Consider the following 17,399-nt stretch of genomic DNA (forward strand, 5'->3'; position numbering starts at 1 on the left):
GGGTCAGCCGTGCCGGTCGCGGAGCTCGTCGATGGCGTCGTGGACGGTGGGGCGCGTCTCCAGGGCGGCGCGGGCGCGGTGGGCCGCGCAGGCGTCGGGGTAGTGCGCGGCGATGAGGAGGCCGCCGGCCCGGCGGATGCGGCCCGCGCCGTCGACGAGCGCGTCGACGCCGACGGAGTCGCAGCCGACGACGCCCTGCAGGTCCATGGCGACGAGGACGCCGTCCTCCAGCCGCCCGATGCGGTCGAGCCAGCGGCTCAGCCGGGGCACGTTGTCGGTGACGAGGTGGCCGCCCAGCCGCAGCACGATGCAGCGGCGCTCGACGGTGATGTCGATGGACAGCGGCCGGACGGGGGCGGTGTATCCGGTCACGTCCTGCCTCCGAGCGACCACGGCGCCTCGTCCTGGGGGGCTCATCCTTGCACAGTGCAAGGAAGCCGGGGAAGGGCGTTCCCGCCGGTGATGATCTTTGCACGGTGCAAGGGTTGGGATAGCTTGGGCGGCATGACCCACGAGGACCCTTCCGGCGCGGGGGAAGCGTCGACTCCTCGCGGGCGGGCGCGCAGGGACCAGCTGGTGGGAATCGGCCTCGACCTGCTCGCCGAGGGCGGCTGGCCGGCGGTGACGGCGCGCGCCGTGACCGACCGCGCGCGGACCCGGCCGGGGCTGCTGCACCACTACTTCAACGGGCTGCCGGGCCTGCACATCGCGGTGGCGCAGCGCGCCAGCGAGATGATCATCGATCCGGTGGTGGACGCGCTGATCGCCGCGCCCGACACCCCGGCGGCGCTGCGCACGCTGCGCGATCTCGTGCCGCGCATGGCGGCCGGCGAGCGCAACCTGCGGCTCGCGGCCGAGCTGCTGGTCAGGGCGCTGCGCGATCCGCGGATGGGCGCCGAGCGGCGGGACTGGTCGCGCACCGTCCGGGCCCGGATCACGGCGCGGCTGGCGCACCTGTGCCCGGACTGGCCGGCCGAGCGGCACGAGGGCACCGCGATGCTGTTCACCGCCATGCTGGACGGCCTGCTGCTCCAGCTGATCCTCGACCCCGACCTGCCGACGGGCCCGGCGCTGCACGCCACCGAGGCCCTGGTCACCGACCCCTGACGGGCGCGCCCGCTAGGCGTGCCGGGCGGGGACGCGGGGGCCGGGGCCGTGCGCGCGCGTTTCGGCCGCCCGCCCGGCCGGGACGATCGCGAGGGTGCGGCTGTCGCGGCGCAGCATGCCGGTGGCGATCGCGCCGAGGCCGGGGCCGGCGCTCCGCTCCCCGAGCACCACGAGGCCGGCGCCGTCCGCGGCCTCCCGCAGGGCGTCGAGGGGGCGCTCCAGCAGCGGCGACGCCTCGACGCGCAGTTCCGGGTAGCGGCGGCGCACCGGCTCCACGACCTCCGCCAGCTCCGCCGCGCGGGTCCTCGCGAGCAGCTCGCGGTCGTGGAACAGGGGGAGTTCGGACTCGGCGACGGCGCCGGGCTCCCAGCAGCCGTAGACGACGTGCAGGTCCCAGCCGCGCAGCGCCGCCTCCTCGGCGGCGAAGCCGAGGGCGGCGCGGCAGCCCGCCGACCCGTCGGTGCCGACGACGACCCGGCGCGGCGGGGGGCCGCCGCCGTCCCGGACCGCGATCACCGGGCGCGGGGAGCGGGCGGGCAGCTCCAGCGCCATCGCGACGCCCACCGGGTCGCCGGCCGCGCCGATCACGACCAGTTCGGCGCCGGCGGCGCCGCGCAGCAGCGCCTCCAGGGCCGGGCCGCGCCGCAGCCGCTTGCGGACGGCGCCGGGCACGCCCAGCTCGTAGGCCCGGCGCACGCCGCTGTCGAGCAGGTTCTCCCCCGCCCGCTTCATGATCGTCTCGATCTCGGGGTCGGTGTGGCCGGCCGGGTAGGGCCAGTGCCAGCAGTGGCACATCAGCAGCCCGATGCCGCGGAGCCGGGCCTCCTCGACCGCCCAGCGCAGGGCCGCGTCGTTCTCCGCCGTCCCGTCGTATCCGAACAGGACGTGCGGCCAGTGTTTCCTCTCCTCGCCGTTCATGCCTGCCTCCCTCCTGCCAGTCTGCGCGCGGCCCGGCGCCAGCAGAAGAGGACGAAGGTCCCCCGGCCCCGATTCTTGGGAGCAGGCGGATATTTTGCCCGGCAATGACCGGTAGGGCCGTTACGCTCCGGCGGGGAGGTCCGCCGCCGTGACGCGGTACAGGACATGGCGCTTCAGCCGGTGCCCGTCCGGCACGAGCGGGTGGTCGAAGTCGCCGGACGCGTCCCTGGTCATGCCGATGCGCTCCATGACCGCCTGGGACCGGACGTTGGCGGTGGCGGTGAACGACACCACCTCGTCCAGCCCCAGGTCGTCGAAGGCGAACCGCAGCGCGCGGCGGGCGGCCTCGGACGCGTAGCCGCGGCCCCAGGCGGATCGGGCGAGCCGCCAGCCGATCTCCACCGCCGGGGTGAAGTGGGCCTCGAAGCGCGGCACCGACAGGCCGGTGAAGCCGACGAACTCGCCCGTCCCGGCGGTCTCCAGCGCCCAGAACCCGAAGCCGCGCTCCTCGATGGCCGCGTCGACGCGGTCGATCATCGCGTCGCTCTCCGCGCGCGTGAGGGGCGCCGGGAAGTGCTCCATGACGGCCGGGTCGGCGTTCAGCTCGGCGAACGGCCCGCGGTCGCTCTCCCTCCAGCGGCGCAGGACGAGGCGGTCCGTGCGGAGTTCGGGGGTCACCGGGCGACCCTACCCGTCACGCGCCGGCCGCGTGGTCCCGGATCGCGGCGCAGGCGCGGGCCGCCATGGCGAGGAACATCGCGTCGCCGCGCTCGGTGGGCGTCCCGTAGGCGCAGCCCAGCACGATGATGAGCGGGGCCTGCGGGAGGGCGAAGCGGTAGTCGTCCCAGCACAGGTCGAGGGGGTAGTCGCGCACGCCGTGGCCGAGGAGCGCCTCGTGGTAGCGGGCGACGAGGTCGCGTTCATGGGCGCGGCGGTCGGCGGCGCCGAGGCTGGTGGCCAGGAAGTAGGACAGGTCGCGTGCGGGCAGCCCGACCGTGAGGGTCTGCCAGTCGACGGTGACGGGCGCGCCCGCGCCGTCCGGCGGGAAGAGCAGGTTGTCCAGCCGGTAGTCGCCGTGGACGAGCCCGAACCGCTCGGGGCGGGCGACCAGCCACGGGCCGATGCCCTCGACCGTGCCGCGCAGCGTGTCCTTGTCCGCGGCGCTGAGCCGGTCGGGGAAGCGGTCGATGAACGTCTCGACGGCCGGGGCGTACACCTCGGCGAGGGCGTCGGCGTCCGCCTCGGTCGGGCGGGCGGGCCCTCCGGCGTCCAGCAGCGACGCGTCGCACCAGCGGGGGCCGTGCAGCCCGGCGAGCCCCGCGACGCATTCGCGCGCGAGCCGCGGCGGGCAGCCGGCGAGCTGGTCGCCCTGCACGGCCGGGTCGAGGTCCTCCAGCAGCAGGACGAACTCGAAGGTGTCCGGGTCGATCTCGGCGTGGTGGCAGTGCGGGGTGCGGATGGCGACGGTGCCGGCGATGTCGCGGTAGAACAGCACCTCGGTGCGGTAGGTGCCGCCGAGCAGGGCGCGGGCCGCCGGGTCCGCCGGCGGCAGCTTCGCCACCAGCCGGGGCGGGACGCCGTCGCCGGCCAGCCGCAGCCGGTGCACCGAGCCGATCTGCCCGGTGCCGATCGCCTCCATCGCGACGTCGTCGACCCGCCCGCCCAGCACCTCGCCGAGCCAGGACGCGGTGATCACCGGCTGCGGCCCGGGTTGCGGGGCAGCCCGTCGAACCCGTCCGGCCGGACGGCGCGGTAGGCGTCCAGCACGGGCGCGAGCTCGGCGGGGGTGGCGCCGTGCAGGATCACGCCGTCGGCGCCCGCGGCGAACTGGTCGAGGACGCGGGCCGCGCACGCCGCGGGCGACCCGGTGGCGGACGCGGCGAGCCACTCGTCCGGGAGGAGCCCGGCGACGTGCCGGAGCTGGTCGGGCGTGCCGATCGCGTCGAACGCGCCGGGGTAGCCGGAGACGAGGTCGTCGGCGCGGAAGCGGGCCAGCGCCGCCGGGTCCCAGCCGTTGACCCGGACCAGCAGGTCGCCGTAGCCCTGCAGGTAGGTGGCGAGGCGGCCGACGAGCTTGCGCAGCCGCGCCTCCTCGTCCAGGTGGTCGCCGACCGTGGCCAGCACCGACCACACGCGGACGGACGCGGGGTCGCGCCCGGCCTGGTCGGCGCCGCGCCGCACCGCCGCGACGGCCTCGGCGAGGGTCTCGTCGGTGAAGAAGGTGTGCAGGACGACGCCGTCGGCGACCCGCCCGGCGAACTCCAGCGTCCGCTCCCCCATCGCGGTGAGGATGACCGGGACGTCCTCGTCGAAGGACGGGTCCTGGCTGAGGTAGGGGAAGGTCCCGGCGGGCCCGTCGTGCCCGGCGACGGCCTCGCCGTGCCAGAGGCGGCGCAGGATGCCGATGACGTCCTCGAGCTGGGCCATGGTGACCCGGGGCAGGCCCATGACGTCGAAGAGCATGTCGAAGCCGCGGCCGAGGCCGAGCGCGAACCGCCCGTCCGACAGCCGGTGCATGGTCGTCGCGAAGGTCGCGGTCAGCAGGGGGTGCCGGGTGTTGTGGTTGGTGGCGGCGGTGGCGATGCCGATCCGCTCGCTCACGGCCGCGGCGGCGCCGGCGAGCGCGGCGGCCTCCTTGGTCGCGAAGCGCTCGGACAGGAACACCGAGCCGAGGCCCAGCCGCTCCCCCTCGGCCACCTCGGCGAGCAGGTCGCGGGGGCTCGCCGAGTGGCCGGCGAGCCCGTAGAAGCCCAGTTCGGGAAGATCGGCGCGCTGCACGCCCCGGAATCTAGTCTGGACAGCTGTCCACAATCAAGGGCGGCGGTCAGGACGCGCGGCGGCGGGGCCTGCGACCCTGGCCGCGTCCCTGGCCCTGACCGTGCTCCTGCCGCTGACCGCGTCCCTGGCCGCGCGCCTGGCTCTGGCCGGTGGCCCGGGCGGTGCCGTTCTGGGCGCGGTCGCGCGGCTTGCGCGCGGGCGCCGCCGCCGGTGCGGGGGCGGGCGCCGGGGTGCGCGCGCCGGTGATCCGGGACAGTTCGGAGTCGCCGGGCCGGACGCTGGTCGTCACCGGGGTGATGCCGGCCTTGGCCATCAGGGCGTCCATCTCGCGCCGCTGGTCGGGCAGGACGAGCGTGACCACCGTGCCGGTGCGCCCGGCGCGGGCGGTGCGTCCGCCCCGGTGCAGGTAGTCCTTGTGGTCGGCGGGCGGGTCGACGTTCACGACGAGGTCGAGGTCGTCGATGTGGATGCCGCGGGCGGCGACGTTGGTGGCCACGAGCACGGTGACGTCCGAGGCGTGGAAGGCGTCCAGCGCCCGGTTGCGCTGCGACTGCGTCTTGCCGCCGTGCAGGGCGGCGGCGCGGACGCCGCGGGTGGTCAGCTTGCGGACGAGCCGGTCGGCGACGTGCTTCTTGCCCACGAACATGATCACGCGTTCGGCGCGGGAGGCGATGTGCGCGGTCGTCTCGTGCTTGTCGGTGTCGGCGACGTGCAGCAGGTGGTGCTCCATCGCGGTGACCGCGGCGGCGGACGGGTCGACCGAGTGGGTCACCGGGTCGGCGAGGAACCGGCGGACGAGCCGGTCCACGTCGCCGTCGAGCGTCGCGGAGAACAGCATCCGCTGGCCGCCGGGCGGGGTCTGCTCCAGCAGCCGCGTGACCTGCGGCAGGAACCCCATGTCGGTCATCTGGTCGGCCTCGTCCAGCACGGTCGCCGCCACCTCGCCGAGCCGGCAGTCGCCGCGCTCGATCAGGTCGGCGAGCCGTCCGGGCGTGGCGATCAGGACGTCCACGCCGGCGGCGAGGGCCTGCGCCTGGCGGGTGATCCCGAGACCTCCCACGACGGTCGCGAGCCGCAGCCCCACGGCGTCGGCGTACGGGGTGAGCGCGGCGGTGACCTGCTGCGCGAGTTCCCGCGTGGGGACCAGGACCAGGGCGAGCGGCGCGCGCGGCCGGGCGCGGTGCCCGGCGGTGCGGGCGAGCACGGCCAGCCCGAACGCGAGGGTCTTGCCGGAGCCGGTGCGGCCCCGGCCGAGGACGTCCCGTCCGGCGAGGGCGTTCGGCAGGCTCGCGGCCTGGATGGGGAACGGCGCCGTCACTCCCTGGCGCGCCAGCTCCGCCAGGAGCGGCGCCGGGAGCGGAAGGTCGGCGAACGACTCGACCGCGGGAAGCGGCGGAGTCGAGGGCTTCGGCGCGGGCGCGGTCTTCGGCGCGGGCGCGGCGTCCTGCCGCTGGGCCGGACGGCGCCGGCCGCCGCCGCGGCGGGGCCGGGAGGCGGAGCGTTCTCGGGGCGCGGGTGACATGGGAGGGCCTTCCTCGAAGACGGTGCGTGTCGAGGAAGTCCTCCGCCGCGCGGAAGCGCGGCCAGGGGCCGGACGAACAGCTCTCAAGACGAACCTGGTGGAACCCGCGGTGCCGCGGGCGGGACCGGAGGGAGCCCCTCCGGGGTGGCGCCCCCGAAGGGGCGCCTCGCGCGGCGGACGGGCCCCGGGAGGCCGTCCGCCGCGCGGCCGGCGGTCAGGCCGGGACGATGTTCTCGGCCTGCAGGCCCTTCTGGCCCTGCGTGACGTCGAAGGACACCTTCTGGCCCTCCTGCAGCTCACGGAAGCCCTGGGCCGCGATGTTGGAGTAGTGGGCGAAGACGTCGGCGCCGCCGCCGTCCTGCTCGATGAAGCCGAAGCCCTTTTCCGCGTTGAACCACTTGACGGTACCGGTGGCCATGTCGATCTCCTCTGCTCGGTCCCGCTCGCGCACCGTGCGCGAGCGGGGCGTCGCGATGGCCCATCCGGAAGATCCAGAACAACAAAAAATGCGCCTGCTGAAGTTGATCCGCAGGCGCATGCACATGTCTTGGGAACCGCAACTACACCGACCGTACCACATGCCCGGAGGGCGTCTCCTGAATCAAGGATTCACTGTGATTTCGATATCAGCTTACGAACAGCCCCCCGTCATCGTCCTGGCGAGCGCATAATTGCAGGTGATGAAACCCACCGAACCAGCCAGACGGCGACACCTGCCCACCAGTCCCTTCAAGCCCCCGCCCGCCGCGCCGCCCGCGAAGGTCTTCGCTCCTGACGACCGGGTGACGCACGACAAGTACGGCCTCGGCACCATCCTGGAAGTCCACGACGGCCGCTCGGTCCTCGTCGACTTCGGGACGCAGAAGGTGAAGATCCTGGCTCCCTTCGCCAAGCTCTTCAAGCTCTGACCCGTCCTCCGGACGGGCCTCACGACAGCCCCGGGTCAGCGCGGCCCCGGAGCCGCTCAAGGCCGTCCCGCACCGCCGGCGTCGCCCGGAACGGAGCCGCAGCCGCCGGTACGACCGGAGGCGCCCCGCGGACGCGGCCGTCGACGGGTCGCACGAGGAGCCGCGCGGGCACCTCGACACGGCGGCGGCCCCGGCACCGCGGACCTCAAGCTTCTCCCGCTCGTGGACGGCGGCCGTGGTCCTCGGTGTGCGCCCCCTGGGTCGTCCGCTGCCGGCGGCCTCCGGCCGCGGCGCCAGAGTGGACCTGAGCTGTGAGGGGGAGGCGGACGGCCGGGGGCAGCGGGGACGAGGCCGGGCTCGCGCGGAAGGAGTCGAGCATCAGGGCGGCGAGGCGGCGGGAGGCCGCCGCCCGCATCTCGGGCGACTCGGCGCGGATGCCGTCGCTCGCCATCAGCGCGAGGGCGATGTCCTCCACCACGATGTCGGGGCGCAGGTCGCCGGACTCCTTCGCGCGCCGGACGAGTTCGAGCAGCAGGCGCAGCGCGCGGTCGCGGTCTGCGGTGAGCGGGGACGTCCGGGGCAGCCGCGCGATGTAGGAGCGGAACTCCCGGTCGCGGGCGTGCGCCTCCAGCAGCCTCTCGATCACCAGGCGGAAGCCGCGCCACGGGTCGGGCGCCGCCAGGCCCTCGGCCACGACCGCCGAGCAGAGTTCCGTCTGCTCGGCGAACGCCGCGGTGAGCAGCGCCTCCTTGGACGGGAAGTGCCGGTAGAGGGTCGCGACGCCCACCTCGGCGCGCCGGGCGATCTCGCGGATCGGCACGTCGGCGCCGCCGGCGGCGAAGGCCGTGCGGGCGGCCAGGACGATGCGCGCGCGGTTGTCTCGGGCGTCCGACCGGCGACTCGTTCCCACTTCGGCCGTCACCGTTCTCACTTTAGCCAGCCGGAACCGGTCGCCCTTTACGGTCCACGGCATGAGAGCTGTTCAATTCACCGAGTACGGGCCGCCGGGCGTCGTCCACGTCACCGAGGCCGACGCGCCGCACGCCGGGCCGGGGGAGATCCGCGTCGCCGTGCGCGCGTCCGGTGTCTCGGCGGGAGAGGTCCTCGTCCGCTCCGGCCGGATGCGCGACATCGTGCCCGCCGCGCTCCCCTACCGGACGGGACTCGAGGCCGCGGGCGTCGTCGACGAGGTCGGCGCCGGGGTCACGGGCGTCAGCGCCGGTGACGAGGTGTTCGGCATGACCACCATGACCGCGCGCGGCGCCAACGCCGACCATGCCGTCCTGGCCGTCTGGGCGCCCAAACCGGCGGCGTGGAGCTGGGAGGAGGCGGGCGGCGCCGGTGGCGCCGCCGAGACGTCCACCCGGGTGCTCGACCGGCTGGGGGCCGGCGCCGGGCACACGGTACTGGTGCAGGGCGCGGCCGGGGCCGTCGGCACGGTCGCGGTGCAGATGGCGGCCGCACGCGGCGCCCGCGTGATCGGGACCGCCGGCGAGCACAACCACGGGTTCCTGCGCTCCCTCGGCGCGGAGCCGACGACGTATGGGACGGGCCTGGTCGAACGCGTCCGCGCGCTTGCGCCGGACGGGGTGGACGCGGTGTTCGACTGCGCCGGAGGAGCCCTGCCCGACCTGATCGCCATTGCCGGGGACGCGGCGCGCGTGGTGACGATCGCCGATTTCGACGCGGCGGCGCACGGGGTGCACATGTCCCACGGCGTACCGGCCGCCGAGACGCACGCGGCGCTGGGCGCCTCGGCGGATCCGATGGCGGTGCACGGCCTGCGGATCGCGGTCGCGCTCGCCGGCGAGGGGCGGCTGCGGATTCCGGTCGCGGCGGCGTTCCCGCTCGCCGAGGCCGCGGCCGCGCATGCGCTGAGCGAGACCCGCCACGCCCGCGGCAAGATCGTCCTGGTGCACTGACGTTCACGGGCGGCGGTCGCCGGGCGTGAACTCCAGGTAGGCGGTCTCGCCGGGACGCACGCCGATGACCCGCCGGTAGAGGCGACGTGCCATGCCGAACCGTCCGGCGAGGATCCGCTCGGCGCGCTCGGCGTCGCCGCCCTCCAGGATCCGCGCGGCCGCCGCCACGGCCGGGCCGACGGGCCTGCCGCGCACGGTCGCCGGTGCCAGGAGGGCGCGGGGGTCGCGGCGGATCCGCTTGACCTTCCCGGAGTCGGGCGCGGTGCTCGCCAGCAGGCGCCCGTCCTCCATGACGCACGACAGCGGGGTGGGCACCGCGGTCCCGTCGCGGCGGAACGTCACGACCAGGACGGTCCCGTGCCCGCGCAGCCCCGCGAAGCGGGACGCCTGCGCCACGTCCACCCGTCGCGCCGAGGAGTGCCGGACGCGGTCGAGTGCCCAGTACACGGGCGTCCAGCGCCGCACCGCCACAGCGGCCCCCGTTCCCGCACCGCCCCTCGCACGGCGCGCCGTCGCGCCGACGGTGTCCTGATCCCGATGATTCCCGGGTTCGGGGAAAGTCTCCTCTCCAGGACGCGACGGAAGGAAGAGCTGTGGCCAAGCTGCTGTACTCGGCGACGATGTCGCTCGACGGCTTCATCGCCGGGCCGGGCGGGGACATGTCCTGGCTGACCGAGCACTTGGGCGAACCGAACCCGACCGCCGAGCGCCTGCTCGAGCAGATCGGCGCCCTTCTCGTCGGCAACCGCACGTTCGGCGGCGACGACCCGAACAAGGGCACCGACAAGGAAGGCGCGTTCGGCGGCCAGTACGAGGGGCCGGTGGTCGTCCTGACGCACCGGCCGCCTGCCCAGCCCGTGCCGGGGGTCACGTTCGCCGGCGACCTCGGGACGGCGGTCGCGGAGGCCAAGGCCGCCGCCGGGGACCGCTACGTCAACGTCCTGGGCGCGGACGTCGCCAGGCAGTGCATCGAGGCGAAGGTGCTGGACGAGGTGCTCGTCTTCGTCGCCCCGGTGCTCCTCGGGGACGGGGTGCCGCTGTTCGACAACCCCGGCGGCGAGCAGGTGCGGCTGGAGCCGCTCGCGGGCGAGTCCGCGCACTGGTACCGCGTCGCGTACTGACGTCCCGGCGCCCCTACCGCGCCGCGAGGCCGCGCAGCGCGAGTTCCACGTGATGCCCGACCGCGTCGGGTTCGGAGTCGGGGATCAGCGGCGCGATGCGGACGAGCCCGAGCAGTTGGTAGGCGATGTCGCGGGCGGTCACGTCGGGGGCGAGGGTGTGATCGGTGCGGGAGCGGTCGACGGCCTCCTGACCGACCCTGGTGAGGTGCTCGATGCACCGCCGGAGCTCCTCGTCCGCCGGCGACCCGGCGGTGAGCAGGTCGAGCATCGCCTGGTTGCCGGTGAGCCGGGCCATCACCGCGGTGAAGAACGCGCGGAGCGCGGCGATCGCGGGCATGCCCGCGGGGAGGGACGCCTCGGCGAGGTCGGCGAGATCGGTGCCCGTCACGGCGTGGACGAGGTGCTCGCGGGTGGGGAAATGCCGGTAGAGGGTGCCGACGCCGACCCCGGCCGCCGCCGCGACGGCGCGCATGTCCACGGCCATGCCGCGCTCCCGGAAGGCGTGCTCCGCCGCCGCCAGGATCCGCTCCCTGTTCTCGACGGCGTCCCGCCGCCGCCTCCGATCCGCTGCCACCCCCACACCCTAGCGATCCGGAACACGTGTTCTGGTTAGTGCTAGCCTATTCCGGAACACGTGTTCCGGAACAGTGGAGGCGGGCAGTGCGGACGATCGTGATCACGGGCGGCACCGACGGCATGGGAGCGGCCCTGGCGCGCCACTACCTGGAGGCGGGCGACCGCGTCGTGGTGGTCGGGCAGAGCCGCGCCAAGTTCGACGCGCTGGTCACCGGCGCGGCGGGCGGCGACCTCGCGGCGCGGGCGGAGTTCGTCGCGGCCGACCTGTCGTCGGTCGCCGAGAGTCGCCGCGTGGTCGAGCACCTGCGGGCCGGTTACGAGCGGATCGACGCGCTGGTCCTCGCGGCCTCGTTCGTCCAGCGCCGGCACACCACGGCCGAGGGGCGCGAGGCGTCGTGGGCGCTGTTCTTCGTGTCCAAGTTCGTGTTCGTGACCGGTCTCGCCGCGCAGCTCGGCGCGGCCGACCGTCCGGTCATCGTGAACACCGCCGTGCCCGGCGCGCGGGCGGACGCCATCGACTTCGACGACCTTGAGATGACGGAGGGGTTCACGTTCGCGCGGTCCAACGCGCAGCAGCGCCGGGCCAACGAACTGCTCGGCATCCTCGCGACCGACGCGAACCCGGACCTGGCCTACGTGACGTGGGGTCCCGCGCGGATCGTCCGGTCCAGCTTCGCGGGCGACGTCGGGACGGCCATGAAGGTCGGCGCCGCGGTCCTCGGGAAGCTGCTCGGCCAGCGCCCCGATGCCGCCGTCCGCCCGATCATCGGCATCATCGACGCCCCGTCCCCGGGAAGGGCCGCCTTCCGCGGTGCGAAGAGGCGCCCGCTCACCATGGGCGACCACGACGACAAGGACGCCGCACACCTGGCGGCGGCGGTCGAGGACGGCCTCTGACCCGACCGTCGAGTGCCGCGTCGGCAAAGCCGTCGCGGCGCGCAGGCCCGACGACTTCACGCTGGTCAATGATCTAGAAAAGCGAGCGAGCCCGTGCGGAGGTCTCACGCACGAAGCCCCCGGCCCGTGACTTCCAGTCGGGCCGAGGGCTCAGGCTCTTTCGGGGCTCAGGGTGCGCCCTCCGAAGACTTCGCCAACGACTGCGGGTACCGGTCGAGCGCGGGCGAGGACCTTGCCCGCACACCAGGCCGGTCCACGCGGCCGAGCAGATCACCCGGATCCTCACCCCGTACGTGGCCGCCGTCCTCGCGGCCAAGACCCACCGGCGTGAGACCACCGGCGAGCAGCGCCCCCTCCCCCTCCCCCGCCCCCACCCGGACCAACCTCCCGCGAAGACCATCGCGGACCTGCAAGACCGCTCCGGCGTCATCTGCTGGTGGGGCTCTCACACGGAGGAGTGGTGGGCGCTCGTCCCCGGCGGGACGCAATGGCAGATCGTCAGCGCCCCTGACCCCGAATCCCTCATCGAGACCATCGCCATCGCCCGCGCCCGTCGCTGACCCCCAAGCCGCCGCGCGGCGGTGGAGGTTCCTCCCGTCCCTCCCCCGCCGCGCGGCTTCCGCATGTTCACGGGCTCGGCGCACGGGGGAATCAGGCGGCTAGGAGACGGCTTCCAGGGGGAGGTCGGTGCCGCGCCAGGTGGCGGCCAGGTCCTGCACCGGGATGTCGAGGGCCTCGCCGAGGCGGACGATCGTGCCGAAGCCGGGGGTGGGCAGGCGGCCGGTCTCGATCTTGCGCAGGGTCTCCGGCGAGATGCCGGCCGCGAGCGCGACGTCGGTGAGGTCGCGTCCGGCCCGCGCCTTGCGCAGCAGGGCGCCGAGGCGCCTGCCTGCTTCGATCTGTTCGGGCGTGAGCGGTTGGCGGACCATGGCCCCAGGATAGGAGTGGTATTTCTATACCGTCAAGCGCTACAGTCGCGCGGTATAGTAATACCGGAACTCCCTGGACGTGAGGTACTCGTGATCGAACTGAAGACGCCCGCGGAGATCGAGCGCATGCACGTGACCGGCCGCTTCGTCGCCGAGGTGCTCTCGGAGGTCAGCCGGCTCGCCGCGGTGGACGTCAACCTGCTGGACCTGGAGCACCACGCGCGCGCCATGATCAAGCAGCGCGGCGCCGAGTCGTGCTACTGGGACTACGCGCCCTCCTTCGGCAACGGCCCGTTCCGCAACGTCATCTGCCTGTCGGTCAACGACGCCGTCCTGCACGGCCTCCCCCATGACTACACGCTGCGCGACGGGGACGTCCTCAGCGCGGACATCGCGGTCAGCATCGACGGCTGGGTGGCCGACTCGGCGTGCACGGTCATCGTCGGGACCCCCGCCGACGAGGACCTGCGCCTCATCCGCGCCACCGAGGAGGCCCTGGAGGCGGCGATCGAGACCGCGCGGCCGGGCAACCGCCTGGGCGACATCTCGGCGGCGATCTCGGCGGTGGCCGGCGCCTACGGCTACCCGGTGAACGACGAGTTCGGCGGCCACGGCCTCGGCCGGACGATGCACGAGGGCCCGCACGTGTCGAACAAGGGCAAGGCCGGTCGCGGCCTCACGCTCCGGCCGGGCCTGACCCTGGCGCTCGAACCGTGGTTCGCCCGCACCACCGACCGGATCGTCTACGACCCCGACGGCTGGACCATCCGGTCGGCCGACGGCTCGCGCACGGCCCACTCCGAGCACACGGTGGCCATCACCGAGGACGGCCCCCTCGTCCTCACCCGGCGCGAGTCGGAGCGCCCCGCGCGCAAAGCAGACCTCCCCGGCTGACGCTTCGACGGCGAGCAGGGCGCTGACCGCCGATCGCGGACGTCGCGCGGGCGGCGAAGATCTCGCCCGCCTACCCGGCCGTGAAAAAGCGGCCTGGTGCACCCTCGCGGTGCACCGGGCCGCTTCCATGCCCGAGGTGAGGACGGGTGCGGTCAGGCGGGTTTGACGGCCACGCCGCCGAAGGCGCCGGCCTGGGCCTGGGTCAGGGCCGCGTCGTGGGGGTTGCCGTCGGGGCGCCAGTCGGTGACGGGGACGACGCCCGGGTCGAGAAGGTCCCAGCCGGTGAAGAACTCGGTGACGCGGTCGCGGGAGCGCGGGGTCAGGTTGACGCCCCCGGCGCGGTAGGTGCGGACCACGGCCGCGGCCTCGTCCGGGTCCTCCACGAGGTCGGTGGTGGAGTGGGAGAAGATCATCACGCTGCCGGGCGGCATTGCGGCCTTGTAGCGCTCCAGGATGTCGCCCGGTCCGTCCTCGTCCGGGATGAAGTGCAGCAGGGCGACGGTGAGCAGGGCCACGGGCTGCGTGAAGTCGATCAGGGCGCGGGTCTCGGCGGCGCCGAGGATCTTCTCGTGGTCGCGGAAGTCGGCGTCCAGGTAGGCGGTGCGGCCCTCGGGGCTGCCGGCGAGCAGGGCGCGCGCGTGGGTCAGGACGATGGGGTCGTTGTCGACGTAGACCACGCGGGAGTCGGGGGCGACGGACTGGGCGACCTCGTGGGTGTTGTCGGACGCCGGGATGCCGGTGCCGATGTCGAGGTACTGGCGGATGCCGAGGTCCGCCGCGAGCCGGACCGCGCGGCCGAGGAAGCGGCGGTTGGCGCGGGCGCCGGTGGCGACGTCGGGGAAGATCTGCAGGACCTTGGCGGCGGCGTCGCGGTCGGCCGCGAAGTTGTCCTTGCCGCCCAGGTAGTAGTCGTACATGCGGGCCGAGTGGGGGACGTCGGTCCGCAGGTCCATGGACGGTGCGCGCTCGCCCGGCCAGTCCGAACGCGGTTCGTTCTCCGCCACCAGAACCCCACCTAATTCACGTGTATCCGACTTAACCGATCTTTGCCGACATGCTAGCCCGCATCACGATCATCCGCCCGGGATACGCCGAGGTCGGCGGCGACGCGGGCGGCGGTCTCCCGGAGCCAGATGTGGGCGGCGTCCTGGGTGTGCACCGGGTGCCACCACAGCGCCTCCTGGACGGGCACCGCCTCGAACGGGCACGGCAGGACGCGGACGTCCGCGACCGGGGCCATCAGTTCGGCGAGGCGGCGCTGGACGAGGGCGACCCGGCGGGTCCCCGCGACGAGGGCGGGCAGGAGGTGGAAGCTCTGGACCGAGACTTCCACTCGGGGTTCCAGGCCGAGCATGGACAGCTGGCGGGCGGCGGGCGCATCGTAGGGGCGCTGGTAGACGGCCCAGGGCAGGCGGGCCAGGTCGTCCATGGTGATGGTCTCGCCGACCTCGGGGTGGCCGTCCGCGATGACGCAGACCCACTCGTCCCGGTACAGCTCGACCGTGGGGAAGCCGCTGATGATGCCGTGCGGCATGAGCAGGCCGTCGACGGCGCTGAGCACGGCCCCGGTGTCGTCGGCGATGCCGGGGCCGACCTGCTCGAAGACCAGGGTGGCGCCGGGCGCCTCGGCGTGCAGGGCGCGGGCCACGCGCGTTCTACGCCGGCGTGTGGGGGGCTCGCCGCGCGGCTCGGGACCGCGGGCGTGCGGATCGTCACCGAGCCCGGCGCCCTCGCCACCCCCGGCGGCGGGTACGGGTTCCGGTTCTTCGACATCGACGGCCGCACGGTCGAGGTGTCGGCCGACGTCGCCGTCCGCCCGCACCGCAGGCTGGAGGAGGGGGAGGCGGTGCCGGTGCGGCTGTCGCACGTCGTGCTCAACTCCCCCGGCCTGGACGCGACCCGGGCCTGGTACGAGCGGCACCTGGGCTTCGCGCTGTCCGACACGCGCGCCGGCGTCCGCATGATCTGGGGGTTGGAGAAGTAGAAGGTCGGTGCGTCGTACCAGGCGGGAAGTAGGAGAAGGTGTTGTCCCCGGCCTTGTGCCGTCCGGGGCCCGTCGGGCGGGACCTGCTGTCCAACATGGGATGGACGTTCGAGGAGCTCGCCGCCTACGCGTCGCGGGGCGCCGAGCTGCGGCCCGGCGACGTCCTCGGCTCCGGGACGTGCGGCAACGGCGGCTGCCTCGCCGAGCTGTGGGGCCGGGCCGGCGCCCAGGACCCGCCGCCGCTCACGCCCGGCGACGTCGTCACCCTCACGGTCGAGGGGATCGGCGCCGTCTCCAACACCGTCGTCCAAGGGCGGCCGCCCGTCCCGCTGCCGCGCGCCCGCAAACGTTCCCGGGAACGTCCGTAAATCGACCGATCAGTAGAAATGCGGACGCGGTCCTCCGGCCGCGCATGCCACACTGCTTACGGAAATGGCGGTTAAGCTTACAAAGCGGTTCAGCGATGTCTTATGCGCCTCCGAAGCAGCAAATGCGTATGGCATGCCGTAGGCGGGACCAATACATCTCCATTGGCGTTTCTGCGGCTTTGTCCCGCCCGCCGGGACACAGGCCGCGGAATGGTCTTCGGGGCCTGGCCGTCCGCGGCGGAGCCTGAGATCCTTGACGCATGCGCATCGTCATCGTCGGCGGCGGGATCATCGGCGCCGCGCTGGCCGACCGGCTGACCCGCGGGGCGGGCGCCGCCGAGGTGACGCTGGTCGAGCGGGACCGGCCCGGCGCGGGCACCTCGGGCGCGAGCTTCGCCTGGCTCAACGCCAACGACCCCGGCGACCCCGCCTACCACTCCCTGCGCGTCGCGGCCCTCGGCGCCTGGCGGCGGCTCGCCGGGGAGTTCGGCGACCCCGACTGGTTCCGCATCGCGGGCAACACCGCCTGGGCCACCGACGACCCCGCCAAGGAGCGGCTGGCCGACCGGGTCGCGCGGCTGGCCGCGCTCGGCTACCCGGCCGCGCCGATCACCGCCGGCCGGCTGCGCGAACTCGAACCGGCCCTGCGCCCGCCCGCCGCCGGCGCGGTCATCGCGCACTACCCCGGCGAGGGCCACGTGCACGGCCCGGACGCGGTGGCGGCCCTCGCCGCCCGCGCCCGCTCCGCCGGCGCGCAGCTGATCACCGGGACGGCCGCCACCCGCCTCAACCTGCGCGGCGACCGGGTCACCGGCGTCCGCCTCGGCACCGGCGACGACCTGGACGCCGATTTCACGGTCTGTGCGGCGGGGCGGCACTCCCCCGCGCTGCTCGCGACCGCCGGCCTCGCCCTCCCCCTGGTCGACGCCGAGGCGCCCGGGTCCGCGGCGCCCGGCCTCACCGCCGTAACCGGCCCCGCCCCCGGCCTGCTCAACGGCGTCGTCCACTCCCCCGGCGTCGACCTGCGCCCCGTCCCCGGCGGCGGGCTGGTGCTGGAGGCCGCCGACCTGGACGACGCCACCGACCTCGGCACCCCCGCGGCCGACCTCGACCGCCGGGCCGCCGAACTCCTCGACCGCGCCCGCGCGCTGATCCCCGCGCTCACCGCCCGCGTGGAGACGGTCCACCGGTGCGTCCGGCCGCTGCCCGCCGACGGGTACCCGCTCGTCGGCCCGCACCTGCCCGGCCTCTACACCGCCGTCACCCACAGCGGCATGACCCTGGGCCCGCACCTCGCCGACCTGATCGCCGCGGACCTGCGCGGCGGCGAACCCGCCCTCGCCCCCTACCGCCCGGACCGCGCCGCCCCGACGGCGGCCCGGTAAGCGCGGGATCGCGCGATTTCGCTTCCGCACGCGGCGGGGGGCGCGTTGGATACCCTGGAGGCGAAGGCCGGGACGACGCGGCGCGATGGA

At 74.6% G+C, this 17,399-nt stretch carries 23 protein-coding genes; 10 read left to right on the forward strand and 13 right to left on the reverse strand.

Annotated features, from left to right (window positions below; genetic code table 11):
* Positions 1-3: 3 nt before the first annotated feature.
* The gene (locus tag ACGFI1_RS22725; RefSeq protein WP_392787590.1) at positions 4-372 is read right to left on the reverse strand and encodes an STAS domain-containing protein; all 369 of its coding nucleotides are present in this window, start codon (positions 370-372) and stop codon (positions 4-6) included.
* Between the two features lie 132 nt (positions 373-504).
* Here ACGFI1_RS22725 and ACGFI1_RS22730 point away from each other — a divergent pair, with 132 nt between their 5' ends.
* Positions 505-1,107 (forward strand): TetR/AcrR family transcriptional regulator, encoded by a 603-nt coding sequence (locus ACGFI1_RS22730; protein ID WP_392787593.1) that lies wholly within the window; start codon positions 505-507, stop codon positions 1,105-1,107.
* A 12-nt stretch (positions 1,108-1,119) separates the two neighbouring features.
* Here the strand turns inward: ACGFI1_RS22730 and ACGFI1_RS22735 are convergent, their stop codons facing one another.
* From ACGFI1_RS22735 to ACGFI1_RS22760, 6 genes are all read right to left on the reverse strand, one after another.
* Positions 1,120-2,025, reverse strand: a complete 906-nt coding sequence (locus ACGFI1_RS22735; RefSeq protein ID WP_392787596.1) for a universal stress protein — start codon at positions 2,023-2,025, stop codon at positions 1,120-1,122.
* A 120-nt stretch (positions 2,026-2,145) separates the two neighbouring features.
* Positions 2,146-2,703: a GNAT family N-acetyltransferase gene (locus ACGFI1_RS22740; protein ID WP_392735880.1), complete on the reverse strand. Its 558-nt coding sequence runs from the start codon at positions 2,701-2,703 to the stop codon at positions 2,146-2,148.
* 16 nt (positions 2,704-2,719) lie between these two features.
* Complete coding sequence (locus ACGFI1_RS22745) at positions 2,720-3,721, reverse strand: phosphotransferase (RefSeq protein WP_392787599.1); 1,002 nt, start codon at positions 3,719-3,721, stop codon at positions 2,720-2,722.
* Entirely contained in the window at positions 3,718-4,803 is a 1,086-nt protein-coding gene (locus ACGFI1_RS22750) for a TIGR03857 family LLM class F420-dependent oxidoreductase (protein WP_392787601.1), read from the reverse strand. The genes ACGFI1_RS22745 and ACGFI1_RS22750 overlap by 4 nt, the downstream gene beginning before the upstream one ends.
* 46 nt (positions 4,804-4,849) lie before the next feature.
* A complete protein-coding gene (locus tag ACGFI1_RS22755) occupies positions 4,850-6,325 on the reverse strand; it encodes a DEAD/DEAH box helicase (RefSeq protein ID WP_387078285.1) in 1,476 nt (491 codons plus the stop codon).
* Positions 6,326-6,539: 214 nt separating this feature from the next.
* Positions 6,540-6,743, reverse strand: coding sequence for a cold-shock protein (locus ACGFI1_RS22760; RefSeq protein WP_067460243.1), 204 nt, complete (start codon positions 6,741-6,743; stop codon positions 6,540-6,542).
* A 262-nt stretch (positions 6,744-7,005) separates the two neighbouring features.
* On the opposite strand from ACGFI1_RS22760, the gene ACGFI1_RS22765 reads away from it, so the two are divergent.
* Entirely contained in the window at positions 7,006-7,233 is a 228-nt protein-coding gene (locus ACGFI1_RS22765; protein ID WP_138640314.1) for a hypothetical protein, read from the forward strand.
* A 205-nt stretch (positions 7,234-7,438) separates the two neighbouring features.
* Here the strand turns inward: ACGFI1_RS22765 and ACGFI1_RS22770 are convergent, their stop codons facing one another.
* Positions 7,439-8,155 carry a TetR/AcrR family transcriptional regulator gene (locus ACGFI1_RS22770; protein ID WP_387078283.1) on the reverse strand — a complete coding sequence of 239 codons (717 nt, stop codon included), beginning with the start codon at positions 8,153-8,155 and terminating at the stop codon, positions 7,439-7,441.
* A 49-nt stretch (positions 8,156-8,204) separates the two neighbouring features.
* On the opposite strand from ACGFI1_RS22770, the gene ACGFI1_RS22775 reads away from it, so the two are divergent.
* Complete coding sequence (locus tag ACGFI1_RS22775) at positions 8,205-9,155, forward strand: NADP-dependent oxidoreductase (protein ID WP_392787605.1); 951 nt, start codon at positions 8,205-8,207, stop codon at positions 9,153-9,155.
* 3 nt (positions 9,156-9,158) lie between these two features.
* On the opposite strand, the gene ACGFI1_RS22780 is transcribed toward ACGFI1_RS22775, so the two are convergent.
* Positions 9,159-9,626 carry a PPOX class F420-dependent oxidoreductase gene (locus ACGFI1_RS22780; protein ID WP_392787607.1) on the reverse strand — a complete coding sequence of 156 codons (468 nt, stop codon included), beginning with the start codon at positions 9,624-9,626 and terminating at the stop codon, positions 9,159-9,161.
* 122 nt (positions 9,627-9,748) lie between these two features.
* Between ACGFI1_RS22780 and ACGFI1_RS22785 the strand changes: the two genes are divergently transcribed.
* Positions 9,749-10,276 carry a dihydrofolate reductase family protein gene (locus ACGFI1_RS22785; RefSeq protein ID WP_392787609.1) on the forward strand — a complete coding sequence of 176 codons (528 nt, stop codon included), beginning with the start codon at positions 9,749-9,751 and terminating at the stop codon, positions 10,274-10,276.
* Between the two features lie 13 nt (positions 10,277-10,289).
* Here ACGFI1_RS22785 and ACGFI1_RS22790 read toward each other — a convergent pair whose 3' ends face one another.
* Positions 10,290-10,850: a TetR/AcrR family transcriptional regulator gene (locus ACGFI1_RS22790; protein WP_392787611.1), complete on the reverse strand. Its 561-nt coding sequence runs from the start codon at positions 10,848-10,850 to the stop codon at positions 10,290-10,292.
* 86 nt (positions 10,851-10,936) lie between these two features.
* Between ACGFI1_RS22790 and ACGFI1_RS22795 the strand changes: the two genes are divergently transcribed.
* Positions 10,937-11,749, forward strand: a complete 813-nt coding sequence (locus ACGFI1_RS22795) for an SDR family NAD(P)-dependent oxidoreductase (RefSeq protein WP_392787614.1) — start codon at positions 10,937-10,939, stop codon at positions 11,747-11,749.
* 293 nt (positions 11,750-12,042) lie between these two features.
* Positions 12,043-12,309: a hypothetical protein gene (locus ACGFI1_RS22800; protein ID WP_392787616.1), complete on the forward strand. Its 267-nt coding sequence runs from the start codon at positions 12,043-12,045 to the stop codon at positions 12,307-12,309.
* A 99-nt stretch (positions 12,310-12,408) separates the two neighbouring features.
* Here ACGFI1_RS22800 and ACGFI1_RS22805 read toward each other — a convergent pair whose 3' ends face one another.
* Positions 12,409-12,678, reverse strand: a complete 270-nt coding sequence (locus tag ACGFI1_RS22805; RefSeq protein WP_301176202.1) for a helix-turn-helix transcriptional regulator — start codon at positions 12,676-12,678, stop codon at positions 12,409-12,411.
* Between the two features lie 90 nt (positions 12,679-12,768).
* On the opposite strand from ACGFI1_RS22805, the gene map reads away from it, so the two are divergent.
* A complete protein-coding gene (gene map, locus ACGFI1_RS22810; RefSeq protein WP_387078268.1) occupies positions 12,769-13,572 on the forward strand; it encodes a type I methionyl aminopeptidase in 804 nt (267 codons plus the stop codon).
* A gap of 152 nt (positions 13,573-13,724) precedes the next feature.
* On the opposite strand, the gene ACGFI1_RS22815 is transcribed toward map, so the two are convergent.
* Positions 13,725-14,576, reverse strand: a complete 852-nt coding sequence (locus ACGFI1_RS22815; protein ID WP_392735902.1) for an SAM-dependent methyltransferase — start codon at positions 14,574-14,576, stop codon at positions 13,725-13,727.
* 53 nt (positions 14,577-14,629) lie between these two features.
* Positions 14,630-15,220 (reverse strand): LysR substrate-binding domain-containing protein, encoded by a 591-nt coding sequence (locus tag ACGFI1_RS22820; RefSeq protein WP_392787619.1) that lies wholly within the window; start codon positions 15,218-15,220, stop codon positions 14,630-14,632.
* Between the two features lie 54 nt (positions 15,221-15,274).
* Here ACGFI1_RS22820 and ACGFI1_RS22825 point away from each other — a divergent pair, with 54 nt between their 5' ends.
* The 3 genes from ACGFI1_RS22825 (at position 15,275) to ACGFI1_RS22835 (ending at position 17,309) form a co-directional block, all read left to right on the forward strand.
* Entirely contained in the window at positions 15,275-15,556 is a 282-nt protein-coding gene (locus tag ACGFI1_RS22825) for a VOC family protein (RefSeq protein WP_392787622.1), read from the forward strand.
* Between the two features lie 41 nt (positions 15,557-15,597).
* Positions 15,598-15,924: a fumarylacetoacetate hydrolase family protein gene (locus tag ACGFI1_RS22830; RefSeq protein ID WP_392787625.1), complete on the forward strand. Its 327-nt coding sequence runs from the start codon at positions 15,598-15,600 to the stop codon at positions 15,922-15,924.
* Between the two features lie 260 nt (positions 15,925-16,184).
* On the forward strand, positions 16,185-17,309 hold the full coding sequence (locus ACGFI1_RS22835) for an NAD(P)/FAD-dependent oxidoreductase (RefSeq protein WP_392787627.1): 1,125 nt from the start codon (positions 16,185-16,187) through the stop codon (positions 17,307-17,309).
* Positions 17,310-17,399: the final 90 nt, after the last annotated feature.

The organism is Actinomadura geliboluensis, assembly GCF_043197915.1.
GTDB classification, from domain to species: domain Bacteria; phylum Actinomycetota; class Actinomycetes; order Streptosporangiales; family Streptosporangiaceae; genus Spirillospora; species Spirillospora geliboluensis.